The 14,761-nt window shown below is 61.9% G+C and carries 15 protein-coding genes; 8 read left to right on the top strand and 7 right to left on the bottom strand.

Features of this window, described 5'->3' with window-relative positions; translation table 11 throughout:
* Positions 1–828: 828 nt before the first annotated feature.
* From rpsT to JG746_RS34115, 4 genes are all read right to left on the bottom strand, one after another.
* The gene (gene rpsT, locus JG746_RS34130; RefSeq protein ID WP_010913342.1) at positions 829–1,095 is read right to left on the bottom strand and encodes a 30S ribosomal protein S20; all 267 of its coding nucleotides are present in this window, start codon (positions 1,093–1,095) and stop codon (positions 829–831) included.
* A gap of 181 nt (positions 1,096–1,276) precedes the next feature.
* On the bottom strand, positions 1,277–2,050 hold the full coding sequence (locus JG746_RS34125; RefSeq protein ID WP_202356318.1) for an enoyl-CoA hydratase: 774 nt from the start codon (positions 2,048–2,050) through the stop codon (positions 1,277–1,279).
* A gap of 118 nt (positions 2,051–2,168) precedes the next feature.
* Positions 2,169–3,059, bottom strand: a complete 891-nt coding sequence (gene mutM / locus JG746_RS34120; protein WP_202356317.1) for a bifunctional DNA-formamidopyrimidine glycosylase/DNA-(apurinic or apyrimidinic site) lyase — start codon at positions 3,057–3,059, stop codon at positions 2,169–2,171.
* Complete coding sequence (locus JG746_RS34115; RefSeq protein WP_202356316.1) at positions 3,052–4,293, bottom strand: phosphopentomutase; 1,242 nt, start codon at positions 4,291–4,293, stop codon at positions 3,052–3,054. Before JG746_RS34115 ends, mutM begins: the two co-directional genes overlap by 8 nt.
* 335 nt (positions 4,294–4,628) lie before the next feature.
* Between JG746_RS34115 and JG746_RS34110 the strand changes: the two genes are divergently transcribed.
* Positions 4,629–5,552: a phosphate/phosphite/phosphonate ABC transporter substrate-binding protein gene (locus JG746_RS34110; protein WP_202356315.1), complete on the top strand. Its 924-nt coding sequence runs from the start codon at positions 4,629–4,631 to the stop codon at positions 5,550–5,552.
* Positions 5,553–5,558: 6 nt separating this feature from the next.
* Here JG746_RS34110 and JG746_RS34105 read toward each other — a convergent pair whose 3' ends face one another.
* From JG746_RS34105 to JG746_RS34095, 3 genes are all read right to left on the bottom strand, one after another.
* Positions 5,559–6,182 (bottom strand): TadE/TadG family type IV pilus assembly protein, encoded by a 624-nt coding sequence (locus JG746_RS34105; RefSeq protein ID WP_202356314.1) that lies wholly within the window; start codon positions 6,180–6,182, stop codon positions 5,559–5,561.
* A 35-nt stretch (positions 6,183–6,217) separates the two neighbouring features.
* Entirely contained in the window at positions 6,218–6,811 is a 594-nt protein-coding gene (locus JG746_RS34100; RefSeq protein WP_202356313.1) for a TadE/TadG family type IV pilus assembly protein, read from the bottom strand.
* Between the two features lie 138 nt (positions 6,812–6,949).
* Entirely contained in the window at positions 6,950–7,372 is a 423-nt protein-coding gene (locus JG746_RS34095) for a pilus assembly protein N-terminal domain-containing protein (RefSeq protein ID WP_202356312.1), read from the bottom strand.
* A 357-nt stretch (positions 7,373–7,729) separates the two neighbouring features.
* On the opposite strand from JG746_RS34095, the gene JG746_RS34090 reads away from it, so the two are divergent.
* The 7 genes from JG746_RS34090 to JG746_RS34060 all read left to right on the top strand — a co-directional run bounded on the left by JG746_RS34090 (position 7,730) and on the right by JG746_RS34060 (position 14,758).
* Positions 7,730–7,906 (top strand): Flp family type IVb pilin, encoded by a 177-nt coding sequence (locus JG746_RS34090; RefSeq protein ID WP_202356311.1) that lies wholly within the window; start codon positions 7,730–7,732, stop codon positions 7,904–7,906.
* 177 nt (positions 7,907–8,083) lie between these two features.
* Complete coding sequence (locus JG746_RS34085; protein WP_202356310.1) at positions 8,084–8,602, top strand: A24 family peptidase; 519 nt, start codon at positions 8,084–8,086, stop codon at positions 8,600–8,602.
* Positions 8,603–8,815: 213 nt separating this feature from the next.
* Positions 8,816–9,631, top strand: coding sequence for a Flp pilus assembly protein CpaB (gene cpaB, locus JG746_RS34080; RefSeq protein ID WP_202356309.1), 816 nt, complete (start codon positions 8,816–8,818; stop codon positions 9,629–9,631).
* Entirely contained in the window at positions 9,628–11,145 is a 1,518-nt protein-coding gene (locus JG746_RS34075; RefSeq protein WP_202356308.1) for a type II and III secretion system protein family protein, read from the top strand. The genes cpaB and JG746_RS34075 overlap by 4 nt, the downstream gene beginning before the upstream one ends.
* Positions 11,146–11,159: 14 nt before the next feature.
* Positions 11,160–11,897: a CpaD family pilus assembly protein gene (locus JG746_RS34070; protein WP_202356307.1), complete on the top strand. Its 738-nt coding sequence runs from the start codon at positions 11,160–11,162 to the stop codon at positions 11,895–11,897.
* Positions 11,898–11,935: 38 nt separating this feature from the next.
* Positions 11,936–13,225, top strand: coding sequence for an AAA family ATPase (locus JG746_RS34065; RefSeq protein ID WP_202356306.1), 1,290 nt, complete (start codon positions 11,936–11,938; stop codon positions 13,223–13,225).
* A 24-nt stretch (positions 13,226–13,249) separates the two neighbouring features.
* The gene (locus JG746_RS34060; RefSeq protein WP_202356305.1) at positions 13,250–14,758 is read left to right on the top strand and encodes a CpaF family protein; all 1,509 of its coding nucleotides are present in this window, start codon (positions 13,250–13,252) and stop codon (positions 14,756–14,758) included.
* Positions 14,759–14,761: the final 3 nt, after the last annotated feature.

The raw sequence follows: 14,761 nt of genomic DNA, 5'->3' as shown, positions 1-14,761 counted from the left end.
TTTTTCCGCCGGGGATGCGCCTCCTGCATCCTTGTTTCCAGCGACTGTGTCTTCGCCACGATGCCCGTTGCCGCCGCCGGCAATGAACGTCGCCCACTATTCGGAGGGAACCGGTGCCGGCCCATGGAAGCCAGTCCGCGTTGGGTATGTCAGGGCAATACAACATCGTCCGGCGAAAAACGCCGGCGCGCTGTCAACCTGCCATGTGTCGTTACGCCAGTCCCCTACCGTATCGAAAAAGAGCAAACCAAAGCCGTCCGCGGACTTGATCCGCGTCGCAAATCCCGCCAATTTAAGCTGGCTGCGTCAGGCTGGGTTAGGGCCAGAGGCCCGTCCCTTTCGATAGATCGACATTACCGAAATCGCTGTGGATAGGGCAAGGCCACGTCTAACGGATTTTTAAGGAATCTGGTTACCTCGCGCCCCTTCGGACGTCATGCCGTTACGGCATATTTTGACAAAGCCATTGTGATTCAAACCCTTTTCCGGCGAATATGAAAAAGCCGGGCCGGCGCGAAATATTCTGAAATAATTCGCTTGACAGGCAGTTGTCCTCCCGTCCTCTCGGGGGTCTGTGGACAGGCTGTGGATGACCATGGCTAAGTAGCTGAAAAATATCGCTTATTTGTGATAGTTGAGAATTTCTGAGGCGGCATTTTTTGAGCATATCAACCGTCAGCGGGCATGCATGTGCCGGCAAAGCATTTCGAAGCTTGGAATCCGCCTTGGGCGCCGTTTCCGAGCATTCTTTTTAAGTACTTGCCGGCAAACGAAAAAAACCCGGCACGATCGGCCGGGTTTTAGAGAAGCTAGTCTGTAAAGGCGATGTCAGGCCGACAGCACCTTGAGCCGTGCGGCCAGACGCGACACCTTGCGGGACGCTGTGTTCTTGTGGATGACGCCCTTGGTCGCGGCGCGCATCAATTCCGGCTCGGCGGCCTTGAAGGCGGCCTGCGCGGCAGCCTTGTCACCGGAGGCGAGCGCCTCCTCGACCTGGCGGACATAGGTGCGCACGCGCGAGCGGCGGTTCTTGTTGATCGCCGCGCGGCGGGCGATCTTGCGCGTTGCCTTTTTGGCCGAGGATGTGTTGGCCATGATGCCTCTCTTCTGATCTGGTCGGCGCATGCGGCGTGCCGCAGGGCGCAAAAAACAAACGGGCAGCCACAGGGCCGCCTCGGTTGGTGCGGCTTATAGTTCAGCTTTTCCGGCGCGTCAACGCTGCCTGGCGTTCTTTTTGGCCGACGCCACAGGGTTTCGGTCGCGTGCCGGCAACGCCCTACCGATTGGCGAAATTCGGCTTCCGCTTTTCGGCGAAGGCGGCCATGCCTTCCTTCTGGTCTTCGAGCGCGAAAAGCGAGTGGAACAGACGACGTTCGAACCGCAATCCCTCGGCCAGCGTCGTCTCGTAGGAACGGTTGACGGCTTCCTTCGCCATCATCACCGATGGCAGCGAGAAATCGGCGATCTTGGCCGCTGCCTTGACCGCCTCTTCGACAAGCTCGGCGGCAGGCACGACCCGCGACACCAGGCCCGAGCGCTCGGCTTCCGCTGCATCCATCATCCGTCCGGTCAGGCACATGTCCATCGCCTTCGACTTGCCGACGAACCGGGTCAGGCGTTGCGACCCGCCCATGCCGGGAATGACGCCGAGTGTGATTTCGGGCTGGCCGAATTTGGCGGTGTCGGCGGCAATGATGAAGTCGCACATCATCGCCAGCTCGCATCCGCCGCCCAGCGCATAGCCAGCGACCGCCGCAATGATCGGCTTTCGAGTGCGTGTGAGCTCTTCCCAACCTGCGAAGAAGTCTTGGCTATAGGCGTCCACATAGGAGATCGCCTGCATCTCCTTGATGTCGGCACCTGCGGCAAAGGCCTTGTCGGAACCGGTAAGAACCATGGCGCCGATGCCGGGATCGGCGCCGAAACCGTTCACGGCTGCGACGAGTTCAGCAAGGATCTGGGAATTCAGCGCATTGAGCGCCTTTGGCCGGTTCAGCGTGACCAGCCCGACCTTGCCGCGCGTCTCGGTGATGATCGTTTCATAAGCCATGGCTGCTTCTCCTCGCTCGACCCCGGTCCATCTTTTTGTTTTGACGCAATTCCCAAGGGAAAGCGTTATGCGCTTTTCCCGGGAAAACCGTTCCCACTTTTCCTGGAATTGCTCTAACTCAGCTCTGACAGGTCCGGCAATAGAAGGTGGAGCGTCCGCTCTGCACGACGCGCTCGATATGGCCGCCGCAGCCGGGCTTCGGGCAGGGCTCGCCCTCGCGGTCGTAGACGGCGAAGGAATGCTGGAAATAGCCCAGCGATCCGTCGGTGTGCACGTAGTCGCGCAGCGACGACCCGCCGGCGGCGATGGCATCCGATATGACCGAGCGGATCGCCTCGGCCAGGCGTTCGCTTTGTTGTCTGGCCTTCTTGCCGGGCTTGGCGATGGTGCCCGCCTCGCGCAGGGGCGACAGGCCGGCGCGCCAAAGCGCCTCCGACACATAAATATTGCCAAGCCCCGCGATCAGCTTCTGGTCAAGCAGCGCTGCCTTCAGCGGCGATCCGCGGCCTTTCAGCAACGAGGCGAGCAGCACGCCGTCCAGCGTGTTGCCCGTGGGCTCGACGCCCAGTCCGGCCAGCATCGGATGCGTTTCCGGCGATCCTTCCGCAAACAGCATGAAACCGAAGCGGCGCGGGTCGTTGAAGATCACGCGGGACCGGGCGCCGTTAGCGGCGACGACATCGAACACGACATGGTCGTGCGCCGTGCTTTTCGAGCGCTCGTGGTGGAACACGCCCGGTGTCCCGCCGTCGTCGTCGGTCTCGATGCGAAACGAACCCGACATGCCGAGATGGCAGATCAGCACCGGGCCGTCCTGCACATGCATGGTCAGATATTTGGCCCGGCGACCAAGCGCCGTTATGGTCCTGCCGGTCAGCCTTTCCGAAAAGCGTTCGGGAAAGGGAAACCGGAGGTCTGGACGTCGCGCCTCGACCTTGGCCAGACGGGCACCTTCCAGGACCGGCTGCAGGCCACGCCGGACCGTTTCGACTTCGGGCAATTCAGGCATGGCCGCCAATCATCGCATGGAAAGAAGTACCGTGGCGGCCGGGCGCCAGCCCGAGGTGTTCGGCGACGGTTTCGCCGATATCGGCGAATGTCGTTCTCAGTCCGATATCGCCACCTGCCAGACCCGGTCCCATGCCGATCACCGGGATGCGCTCACGCGTGTGATCGGTCCCTCGCCAGGTCGGATCGTTGCCGTGGTCGGCCGTCAGCATGAGAAGGTCGCCCTGTCGCAGCTTCGCGAATGCTTCCGGCAGCCGCCGGTCGAAGGCCTCCAGCGCGGCGGCATAGCCGGCGACATCGCGGCGATGGCCGAATTCAGTGTCGAAATCGACGAAATTGGCGAAAACGAGATCGCCTTCGCCGGCATCGTCCATCGCACCGAGCGCCTTGTCGAACATGGCCATGTTGCCGGCGGCCTTGCGCACTTCCGAAATCCCGCGATGGGCGAAGATGTCGCCGATCTTGCCGACAGCGATGACGCGGCTTCCCCGCGCCGTCAGCCGGTCGAGCAAGGTTGGCTCCGGCGGCGGCACCGCATAGTCATGGCGATTGTAGGTCCGCTGGAAGGTGGCGGCGGTCTCGCCGACGAACGGCCGCGCGATCACGCGCCCGATTCTGAGCGGATCGACCAGCCGGCGCACCACCTGGCAGAATTCATATAGCCGCTCGAGCCCGAAATGGACTTCGTGGGCGGCGATCTGCAGGACCGAGTCGACGGAGGTGTAACAGATCGGCTTGCCGGTGCGGATGTGTTCCTCGCCGAACCGTTCGATGATCTCGGTGCCCGGCGCATGGCAGTTGCCGAGAATGCCTGGCACCTCGCCCTCGCGGATCATCGCCGCGGTCAGATCAGCCGGAAAGGCGGGAACCGTATCGGGAAAGTAACCCCAGTCGAAAAGCACCGGCAGCCCCGCGATCTCCCAGTGGCCGGACGGGGTGTCCTTGCCGCTCGAAACTTCCTGCGCCGCGCCATGGAAGGCATTGGCGGCCAGATCCGTCCCGAAATGGGCAAAACCCAATCCTGTCGCCGTCTCGGCCGCCTTGCCAAGCCCGAGCGATGCCATGTGCGGGACGAACAGCGGCCCTTGTCGAAGCCGTTCGCGGTCCGCGCGCCCTTCGGCGCAAGCTTCGGCTATATGCGCGAGCGTGTTGGCGCCGGCGTCGCCATAGCGTTCGGCGTCGGCCGCGCCACCGATGCCGAAAGAGTCCAGGACGAAGAGAAAAGCACGCGCCATCGGGTCATTGTTGCCAGTTTGGACGCCCAGACATAGGGTTCCATGGCGGCATTGGCAATTCGGAAACCAAACGGCAACGGCTTGGCGCGATAGTCCAGTGCATGTCGCCCAAAAGTGCGCAGCGGTTTTGGGGCAACGACACGCACAAGCCAAGAGTGCATGTCGCCCAAAAGTGCGCAGCGGTTTTGGGGCAACGAGATGCACGAGCTGAGAGCCCCATGTCGTCTAGAATTGCGTAGCGGCTTTGGGACAACGACAGGCACAATCAGAGATACAAAGCGTCACGAAGCACCGGGCTTGGGCATGGATCGAAGGAAACGCAGGACGGTCTTGTCATGAACGCCACGCTGAAGGCCTGTGCTGCCCTTGTGGTCATGCACGGCGCGCTCTTCTGTGATCCGGCGCGGGCCGACTGGCGCGATGATATCGGCACATTCCGCATCGGCATCGTCGCCGAGCCTGGCGCCGGCAACACCGTTCCGGGGCTGGCGCTGTTGACGCAGTCCTTTACCAATGCGCTTGGCATGAAGGTGGAGTTCGTCGTTGCGCGCGATTACGCGGCACTGATCGAGGCGCAGGCCAACGCCCGGATCGAGTACGCCATCTATTCGGCCACGGCCTATGCGACGGCGCTGCAGCGTTGTGGATGCATCGAGCCGCTTGTCGCTCCCGTCGATTCCGATGGTGCGGCCGGCATCCGCTCCGTGCTGTTGACACGGGACGGCAAGTTGTCCGGCCTGGCGGCGATGGAGACGCACCGGATCGCCATGCCGCCGCCGGACAGCGTCGGAGGCTCGCTCTTGCCGCTGGCGGAACTGGCCGCCGAACACGTCAAGATCGCCGAAGATGCGCCGTTTCTGATCCATGCCGGCTCGGCATCCGCGGCGGAAACCATGCTCGTCGACGGTCAGGCCGACGCCTCGTTCGGCTGGGTGAGGGCCGCGGCCGACGGCCAGTCGCTGCTATCCGGCGGCACGCAGGCCAGGCTTGAAGCGGCCGGCCTTTCGCCGTCTGCCGTCCAGGTGGTCTGGATGTCGAGCTTGCTGAGATACGGTCCCCATGCCGTGCGCAGCGATCTCGACCCGGAAGCCAAACGCCGGCTGAGCGTGTTCCTCACCAATCTCAAATCGACGACGCCGGACGTCTACGATCTGCTGGAATCGAAACACTCCGGCGGCTTTCTGACCGTGGGCCTAAAGGACTATGCGACGGCGGAGGCTATCGTGCGCCTGCTGTCGGCCGATGGTGGCCAGCGGTAGAAGTCTTCAGCAATCGCTGCAGGGGATGGTCAGGCTTCTGCGCGGGCGCAGATAGTAGGTCTCACCCATCGGGATCGTGGCGGTGAGGGATTTGGTCAGTCCAAGCTTTTGTTGGGTGTCCGTCGTCCAGCCGATAATCGGCGCGTAGGCCAGATTGCTCTCGACACGGATAAGGAAGGTGCCGGCGACCCTCAGCGTTGCCGGAACCGTGGTGGTTGCGGGCAGGGTGGTGGCGATGCTGTAGACGCCATTGACCACCTTGCGCGACCAAACCACGTTCACCTTGGGCGGCGTATCGGTGGTGACCTGTATTGCCGTGATGGTGATGTTCGGCGTCGAGCGATTGTAGGGCTGAATGGTCGAGGTGCCGATTTTCATGATGGCGTCGAGATCCGCCTTGACGATGGTCGGCTGCTGGGTGACGAGATCGGCAACCATGCTGCCGATGCGGCTGACCTTCTTGCTGGTCTCGATGGCCTGCGAAGCCTCCATGGTCATGAAGTACATGACCAGCAGGATCGGAACGATAAGCGCGAACTCGACCGCCGCGACCCCCTTGCGATTGGACCAGAATCCGATCGTCCTGCTCCAGGACTCCGCAATTTTCAGATGTGCCCCCGCACGCATCATGGCATTTGCCTTTTTTCTTGCTGGTCGTTGCGAACTCAATTGTCGAACGGCTCGTTCTGCCAGGTCACCGATGCAAAATGCAGCGTCCTGCCACCATTCAGATTGGCCATCGACTTGGCCATCAGATCGGTCATGACAGGCCATGCGTAGAAGACCCGCAGCATATTCTTCGATTCCGCCAGGCCAGGCGTGTTTGCGAAATCCTGTGAGTTCGTGCCTTGCATCAGCACGACTTTGCCGCCCTGGATCTTGAAGGTCGCGGTGGCCGCGTCCGCGAAAGTCGGATACTCGCGAAGATCCACGAGCAGTTGTTGCGGGCAATCCGTGGAGGAGACGATGATCTGCAGCCTGCCGCAGATCAAGGTCGTCAATTTGCCCCCCGCGACATCGGCCGGCCGCAACTGGCCGGTGCGCAACTGGCGAGCGACGTCGTCGGTGATGTTGGCCATCACCTCCTGCCCGGCAAACGAGATGCAGCTTTCAAGGATGGCGAATACGAGGAGGGCGAACGGCAATGCAAGTATCGCGAATTCGATGGCCGTGCTGCCACGGCGATTGCGAACGAAGCGCGTCAGAAACCCGGTGCGCTCCGCCTTGTGCTGACTTGTCGACCTGACTTCGTTGCCCATGCCCTGTTCCTGCCACCCCTGGACGGTTCCGACAGGGTGTATTAGCGCAAACCAATTGAGGCCCGGTTTGAATGATCGTTAAAGTCGGCGCCGGCGCCTTAACCGGCCGGTAACCTGGACGGCCGCCGGGGGCGCAGCTTATTTGCTTGCGCTCATCTCGGCCTCGGAGGATTTTTCAGCCTCGCTCTTGTAGGAGCTTTCGCAATAGGGCGTGCAGGACATGGTCTGCACCTCGGCACGCCGGTAAATGCGAACCGTCGAGGCAGCCTGCCGCACGACGGTAACCTGCGCGTCGACGATCGGGCTGCCCTCCTGGTCGAGGACGACGAGATTGGTGACACCGAAACCCTTGCCGGTGAGCACGATCGTCGAGGCGTCCTGGACGGAGGCATCGGCGATTGCCGGATTGCCGACGACGATCGTATCTGCCGGGCGCGACAATTTAACGATCTTGGCCTGATTCATCGTGACTTCGATATCGGCGGCGGCCATGGCCGGCGTGATCACGCTCGTGGCGGCAAGAAGCACGGCAATCAGGATTGAAGATCTCTGCACGGCCATCGATGCGCTCCCGCAAGCAAACTGTTCAACGGAACATGAACGAGATTGGTGAACCAACGGTTAAGTCGGCTTGCCTGCGCCGGATGTAGCAGTCGGCGTGGCCGCCCGCATGGCCCGGATCCGGGCCGGTCGCAGGCTTTCCCGAGGCCCTTGCCTTTTGCCGCATCGGCTTGCGAAACAGTACATTAGCCAGCGCTTAGCGTCGAGTTAACCACGCATTCCGTTCGAGCCGGGAAAGGAATCGGTAAGGCTGTTTATTAAGCCGATCGAAAGAGCTTCTCCCTAGATTGGCAGCATCCGATCAACCATCACAGAAGTTGACGGAAGTGCTGTAACACGTGGAGTAGGAGCTCTCGAATGTCTAACCTTTTTGCACGTTTCGTGAAGGACGAATCCGGCGCGACCGCTATCGAATATGGTCTGATCGCCGCCCTCATCGCGCTCGCCATCATCACCGGCGCCGGCGCTCTCGGCAATGCAATCAACGCCAAGTTCTCCACCATCGGAAACACCCTGAACTCAAGCGGCAGCTAATCGGCTTACTGCTGAACGTTCAGATTGTCTTTCGGACAGGGGCCGCCTCACGGGCGGCCCCTGTTTATTGTTGCCTGTCGATGTCGCGGCTGACAGAGCCGTATGTCCTTTTCAGGCCTCATCAATCGTTAATCGATCCATCCTAGATTGAGCCAGTAAACAATAGGCATGGCGCCGATGCTTGAAGCCCTGATCTTCGTCGTCTTTCCGTTTTGCATGCTGTTTGCGGCGATCTCCGACATGCTGTCGATGACAATCGCCAACCGCGTGTCGGTGCTGCTTGTCGTCGTCTTCGCGCTGGTCGCGCCGCTGACGGGTATGGAATGGGCAGCCTATGGTTGGCATTTCGCCGCCGGCGCCCTGGTCCTTGCCGTGACGTTCGGCCTGTTCGCAATGGGTGGTATGGGTGGCGGCGACGCCAAGCTGCTGGCGGCAACGGCCGTGTGGATGGGGCTGAACATCCACCTCGTCGAATACCTTGTTGTCTCGACGCTCATCGGCGGCCTGCTGACGATCGCCATTCTGCTTTACCGGAAGTCGCCGCTGGCGGTTATCACCGGCCGCAATCCGTTCCTGCGCCATTTCGCGGAAGAGTCGGTCGGAATTCCCTACGGGATCGCGCTCGGTCTTGGCGGGCTGTTGACCTATCCGGATTCGCCATTGATGGTGTGGGCACTGGCCAGGCTTGCCGGCTGAACACGATCTGATTTCCGTTTCCCTGACCGCATTGCCCGACCGGTTTGAAAGAGCCTCGGCAAGGTCTCTTTAGCCCGTGGCGGCGCGATCCGTCTAATTTATGTAAACCTTAAATTAATCACGATCGTAAGCATTACATTAACCTTGTTTTGACGATTGCCGCTGCAAAGTCCGGCCTGGCTACGTGGTTTGCCAAGGGCGAGGTTCGGACAGATGCCAGCATCCCGACTTATTATTCTGAGCGTGGCGGTGGCCGCGGCGGGTGGCGCTGGCTATGTGGCGAAAAACATGGTCGCCGCGCCACCGCCCCAGATCGTGGTCGATTCCGGCCCCCAGGCTCCCGCCGTGCCCCTGCAGGACGTGCTTGTGCTCTCGGGCGATGTCGCGATGGGCAACGCACTTCAAAACAACATTTCCTGGCAATCCTGGCCGGCCGACGGCGTCAACCCGAATTTCATCACCAAGGCCAACGCTCCCGACGCCCTGGAGAAATTGAAGGCGTCGATCGCTCGCGTGCCGATGTATGCGGGTGAGCCCGTGCGGCGTTCCAAGCTGATCGGCGAGGGGCAGAGCTTCATGTCGTCCATCCTGCCTTCCGGGATGCGGGCTGTCGCCACGACCATATCGGCTGACACTTCGGCCGGCGGCTTCATCCTTCCAAACGATTTCGTCGACGTCATCATGACCCGCAGGGCGGATGCCAACAGCGGCAGCACCGGTTTCAACACCGAGACCATCCTCAAGAACATCCGCGTCCTGGCGATCGACCAGACGATCCAGGAAGACGAGGACGGCAAGAAGACCAGGGTAGGCCAGACCGCCACCCTGGAGCTGACGCCCAAGCAGGCGGAGATCATCACCGTCGCACAGCAGATGGCGGATCGCCTGACGCTGGCGTTGCGCGCGGTCGCGGATACCCAGGAAAAGAATCTAGGCGAGGCCGACTATCTCGTTTCCGGCAATGGTCGCAAGGGAACGGTGAGACTGATCAAGTCGGGCGAAGTTTCCGAAGTAGGGGCAAGGAAATGAGGCTAAGCGGTAAACTGCCGGCAATCGTGGCCGCGGCATTCGGCCTGCTGCTCGTCGGAACGAATGTGCAGGGCGTTGTCGAGGCGAAGAGCACGCAGGTGACGGCCACGACAGCCAACCAGCGCGTCAAGCTTGGCCTCAACAAATCGGTGGTCATAGATCTGCCGAGCGATGCCTATGACATTCTCGTCGCCAACCCGAGCGTCGCCGATGCGGTAACCCGCACCGCAAGGCGCATCTATCTGTTCGGCAAGTCGGTCGGCGAGACCAACATTTTCGTCTTCGGTCCGAACGGCGAACAGATCGCCAGTCTGGATCTGGCCGTCGAACGCGATGTCGCTGGCCTGGAAGACTACATCAGGCGCTTCCTGCCGACCTCGGCCGTCAAGGTGGAACTGCTGAACGACAACGTCGTCTTGACCGGAACGGTCGATACGCCGCTGGACGCAAAGCGGGCGGTCGACCTGGCGACGATCTTCGTCTCCGGCGGTGAAGCAACGACCGGGCAGTATTCGCAGACCGCGGCTGGCGGCTCAGCTCAAGGCGGTGTCGACATCAACAACCCCGACCAGGAACGCCGCGTCTCGAAGATCGTCAATCTTCTGCAGATCATCGGCGACGACCAGGTCACGCTCAAGGTGACGGTCGCCGAAGTCAGCCGCTCGGTGATGAAGCAGCTCGCCGTCAACATGGTCGGCACCGGCGGCAGCAATGGCATCAGCTACGGCGCGCTCAGCGACCCTTTCACCGGCCTCGGCAAGCCGTTGTCGAATGCCGGCTTCAATATCAGCGCGTCGGGGCTGCAGGCCTATATCAACGCAATGGAGCAGTCGGGGGTCATGAAGACCTTGGCCGAGCCGACCTTGACCGCCGTGTCTGGGGAGAAGGCGACCTTCAAGGTCGGCGGCGAATACAATATGGTGACCTCGGTCAGCGCCAACGTGTCCACCGGCAATCAGACCGGCCTGAAGAACTATTCCGTTGACAAGATCGAGTACGGCATCGGCCTGGAATTCCAGCCGGTGGTTTTGTCGCCCGGTCGCATAAGCCTGAAAGTCAGAACCTCGGTTTCCGAACCGACAACCGAAGGATCCACCTCGGCATCCACGTCAAACACCAGTATCGGCATGAATGCCCTGTCACTGCGCAAGCGTCTTGCGGACACGACAGTCGAACTGCCCTCGGGCGGCTCCATGATGATCGCCGGCCTGGTTCGCGACGATGTCAGGCAAGCCGTCAATGGGTTACCCGGGTTGACGAAGATCCCGGTGCTCGGCGCGCTCTTCCGCAGCAGGGATTTCGTGCGCAACGAGACCGAACTCGTCATCATCATCACGCCCTATCTGGTGAAGCCGGTGGCGCGCAACGATCTCGCCAAGCCGGACGACAATTTCAACGCTGCCAGCGACGGCGCCGCCATGTTCCTTGGCAAGGTCAATCGCGTCTACGGCACCATGCAGACCGACAAGCCCAACGGCCGGTACCACGGCGTTGTCGGCTACATCTACAAGTGAATGGGGAAGCGGACATGTCTCAGTCAGCGTTGAAGACCAGGACCATCGCCACGACGATGCGCGCCAGCCACTTGCGGGCTGGCCTGCGGATGCTGCCGGTTCTGGCGGTCGCGATGACCGCGCTGCTGGCCGGCTGTGCCCAGCGCGACAGCGTCACAGTCGGCGCGATTCCGGACGACTATCGCACCAACCATCCGATCGTCATTGCCGAGAAGAATCAGAAGATCGACCTGCCCGTCGGCGCCGGCGACCGCGGCATGACCGGTTCGCAGCGCGACACGCTGCTCGGTTTCCTCGACGGCTATGACAAGAGTGCCGCGCCGACATTGACGATCCAGATTCCGAGCGGGTCGGCCAACGAGGTCGCCGCGGCGGCGGCCGGCCGTGACTTCGCCAGGCTCGCGGTCGCCAGCGGCATCAAGCGCAACCGGATCGTCGTGGTCTCCTATCAGGCTGGATCTGGCGAGGCTTCGGCCCCGATCCGCGTCTCCTATATCGCGGTGAGAGCCCAGACCGACAAATGCGGACGCTGGCCCGCGGATCTGGTCGAGACGTCGGAAAACAAGCACTATGCCGACTTCGGTTGCTCCTATCAGAACAATCTCGCCGCCCAGATGGCGAACCCGGCCGACCTGCTCGGACCGCGTAAACAGACCACCATCGACGCGGAAAATCGCGGCGCGGTGATCGATGTCTATCGCAGCAGGGGCATTTCGACTGAATTCCTCGGCAGTTCGGAAGTGACGTACTGAGCCGAGCCCTCGAGGAAAGAGAAGCCACGGAAAAGAGCATGACCATGAGCAATCTTGCCTATGACGCCACCGTGGACGGCGGTGATACATCACCGCAGGACATCGCCGCGATGCAGGCGTTGCGGCCGGTTCCGCGCATCTCGATCCAGGCATTCTGCGAGACCGAGGGCGTTGCCAATCCGGTCGAGCGCGCCGGCGAGGACCGCCGTATGACCAAGGCGCATCTCAAGGTCCATATGGGCGGCGTTCCCACGGCAATCGAGTTCTATCAGTCGGCGCCGACGCCGAACCTGATCCTATTGGAGTCGCGCAGCGAACCCAAGCAATTGCTGGAGCAACTCGCCCAGCTCTCCGAATACTGCGATCCGTCCTCGAAAGTGGTGGTGATCGGCCATTACAACGATGTCGGTCTCTATCGCGAGCTCATCCGCTCGGGCATCTCCGAATATGTCATCGCGCCAGTGTCGATGGCCGACATCGTCAGTGTCGTGTCGTCGATTTTCGTCGATCCGGAGGCTGAACCGATTGGCCGTTCGATCGCCTTTGTCGGCGCCAAGGGCGGCGTCGGCTCTTCCACCATCGCCCACAATGTCGCCTGGGCAATGTCTTCCTTGTTCAAATCCGAGGTCGTCGTCGCCGACCTCGATCTCGCCTTCGGCACGGCCAACATCAATTTCGACCAGGATCCGGCACAGGGCATCGCCGAGGCGGTGTTCTCGCCCGAGCGCGTCGACGAGGTCTATCTCGACCGGCTGCTGACGCAGTGCGCCGAGCATCTGTCGTTGCTCGCGGCGCCCTCGACGCTGGAACGCGTCTACGACTTCGACCCCGATGCCTTTGCGCAGCTCGTCGATACTGCGCAGCGCAGCGTGCCGCTTCTGGTGCTGGACGTCCCCCATGTCTGGACCGGCTGGGCCAAGAACACGCTGGTCAAGGCCGACGAGATCGTCATCACCGCGACGCCGGAACTGGCCAATCTGCGCAACACCAAGAACATGGTCGACATGCTCAAGCGGCTTCGTCCCAACGACCCGCCGCCGAAGCTGATCATCAACCAGGCCGGCGTTCCCAAGCGGCCGGAAATTTCGCCGTCCGATTTCGCCGAGCCGCTCGGCCTGACGCCGATGTCGGTCATCGGCTTCGATCCATTGCTGTTCGGCAATGCCGCCAACAACGGGCGTATGCTCGGCGAGATGGATGCCAAGAACCCGGTTGTCGCGATCATCAACGAGATTGCCCATGTGCTGACCGGGCGAAGCGAAATCCGCTCGAAGAAGAAGGCTGGCCTGGGCAGCCTCCTCGGCAAGCTCTCGCGCAACAAGAAGTGACGCTTTTGGAACCGGTAGTCGATCATGTTCGGTAAAAGAGGCAACGACGACGGCAACCGGTTTACGCCGGAATTCCGCCAGCCAGCACCGGCGCCGGCCGCGCCGCCGCCGGCGGGTTCGGCGGATACGGCGGTTCTGGCCCGGCCCGCGGCACCGCTGCAGCCAAGCGCACCTGTGGCGCCGCCGGCTCGCCGCGCCGTCGAGGCGCCGCCCATCGCGCCGGAGGCCAAGCGGCCCCAGCGCGAAAAAAGCGAAACTTACTACGACACCAAGAGCCAGGTTTTCTCGGCGCTCATCGACACGATCGACCTGTCGCAGCTCGCCAAGCTCGACCCGGAGACCGCGCGCGAGGAAATCCGCGACATCGTCAACGACATCATCGCGATCAAGAACTTCGCGATGTCGATCGCCGAGCAGGAGGAACTGCTCGAGGACATCTGCAACGACGTGCTTGGTTATGGGCCGCTCGAGCCGTTGCTCGCCCGCGACGACATCGCCGACATCATGGTCAACGGTTCCAAGAACGTCTACATCGAAGTCAACGGCAAGGTCGAGCAGACCGGCATTCGCTTTCGTGACAATCAGCAGCTTCTCAACATCTGCCAGCGCATTGTCAGTCAGGTCGGTCGCCGCGTCGATGAATCCAGCCCGATCTGCGACGCCCGCCTGCCCGACGGCTCCCGCGTCAACGTCATCGCGCCGCCGCTCGCCATCGACGGCACCGCACTCACCATCCGCAAATTCAAGAAGGACAAGCTGACGCTCGACCAGCTGGTCAGGTTCGGCGCCATCTCGCCGCAGGGCGCCGAAGTCCTCAAGATCATCGGTCGCGTTCGCTGCAACATCGTCATCTCGGGCGGCACCGGCTCGGGCAAGACGACATTGCTCAACTGCCTGACCAACTACATCGACCGCGACGAGCGCGTCATCACCTGCGAGGACTCGGCCGAACTGCAACTGCAGCAGCCGCATGTCGTGCGCCTGGAAACCCGTCCGCCCAACCTTGAAGGCGAAGGCGAGGTGACGATGCGCGACCTGGTCAAGAACTGCCTGCGCATGCGGCCCGAGCGCATCATCGTCGGCGAAGTGCGCGGACCCGAAGTGTTCGACCTTCTGCAAGCGATGAACACCGGCCATGACGGCTCGATGGGAACGATCCACTCGAATAGCCCGCGCGAATGCCTGAACCGTATCGAATCCATGATCGCCATGGGCGGCTATTCGCTGCCGCAGAAAACCGTGCGTGAAATCGTCGTCGGTTCCATCGACGTGATCATCCAGGCGGCGCGTCTGCGCGACGGATCGCGTCGCATCACCCACATCACCGAGGTGATCGGGATGGAAGGCGACGTCATCATCACGCAGGACATCGTCCTCTACAACATCAAGGGCGAGGACGCCAACGGCAGGCTGCTGGGCGAGCATGTCTCGACCGGCATCGGCCGCCCGCATTTCTGGGACCGGGCTCGCTACTACGGCGAGGAGCAGCGCCTCGCCGTTGCGCTAGAGGCAATGGAGAAACGCGCTGACTGACGC

It is taken from the genome of Mesorhizobium sp. 113-3-3 (assembly GCF_016756495.1).
Classification (GTDB): domain Bacteria; phylum Pseudomonadota; class Alphaproteobacteria; order Rhizobiales; family Rhizobiaceae; genus Mesorhizobium.
This window is presented reverse-complemented; position numbering and strand designations above follow the sequence as displayed.

Bases quoted from the DNA above. Each gene is read 5' to 3' on its own strand.
- rpsT (WP_010913342.1), bottom strand. From the start codon at position 1,095: ATGGCCAACACATCCTCGGCCAAAAAGGCAACGCGCAAGATCGCCCGC.
- JG746_RS34125 (WP_202356318.1), bottom strand. From the start codon at position 2,050: ATGGCTTATGAAACGATCATCACCGAGACGCGCGGCAAGGTCGGGCTG.
- mutM (WP_202356317.1), bottom strand. From the start codon at position 3,059: ATGCCTGAATTGCCCGAAGTCGAAACGGTCCGGCGTGGCCTGCAGCCG.
- JG746_RS34115 (WP_202356316.1), bottom strand. From the start codon at position 4,293: ATGGCGCGTGCTTTTCTCTTCGTCCTGGACTCTTTCGGCATCGGTGGC.
- JG746_RS34110 (WP_202356315.1), top strand. From the start codon at position 4,629: ATGAACGCCACGCTGAAGGCCTGTGCTGCCCTTGTGGTCATGCACGGC.
- JG746_RS34105 (WP_202356314.1), bottom strand. From the start codon at position 6,182: ATGATGCGTGCGGGGGCACATCTGAAAATTGCGGAGTCCTGGAGCAGG.
- JG746_RS34100 (WP_202356313.1), bottom strand. From the start codon at position 6,811: ATGGGCAACGAAGTCAGGTCGACAAGTCAGCACAAGGCGGAGCGCACC.
- JG746_RS34095 (WP_202356312.1), bottom strand. From the start codon at position 7,372: ATGGCCGTGCAGAGATCTTCAATCCTGATTGCCGTGCTTCTTGCCGCC.
- JG746_RS34090 (WP_202356311.1), top strand. From the start codon at position 7,730: ATGTCTAACCTTTTTGCACGTTTCGTGAAGGACGAATCCGGCGCGACC.
- JG746_RS34085 (WP_202356310.1), top strand. From the start codon at position 8,084: ATGCTTGAAGCCCTGATCTTCGTCGTCTTTCCGTTTTGCATGCTGTTT.
- cpaB (WP_202356309.1), top strand. From the start codon at position 8,816: ATGCCAGCATCCCGACTTATTATTCTGAGCGTGGCGGTGGCCGCGGCG.
- JG746_RS34075 (WP_202356308.1), top strand. From the start codon at position 9,628: ATGAGGCTAAGCGGTAAACTGCCGGCAATCGTGGCCGCGGCATTCGGC.
- JG746_RS34070 (WP_202356307.1), top strand. From the start codon at position 11,160: ATGTCTCAGTCAGCGTTGAAGACCAGGACCATCGCCACGACGATGCGC.
- JG746_RS34065 (WP_202356306.1), top strand. From the start codon at position 11,936: ATGACCATGAGCAATCTTGCCTATGACGCCACCGTGGACGGCGGTGAT.
- JG746_RS34060 (WP_202356305.1), top strand. From the start codon at position 13,250: ATGTTCGGTAAAAGAGGCAACGACGACGGCAACCGGTTTACGCCGGAA.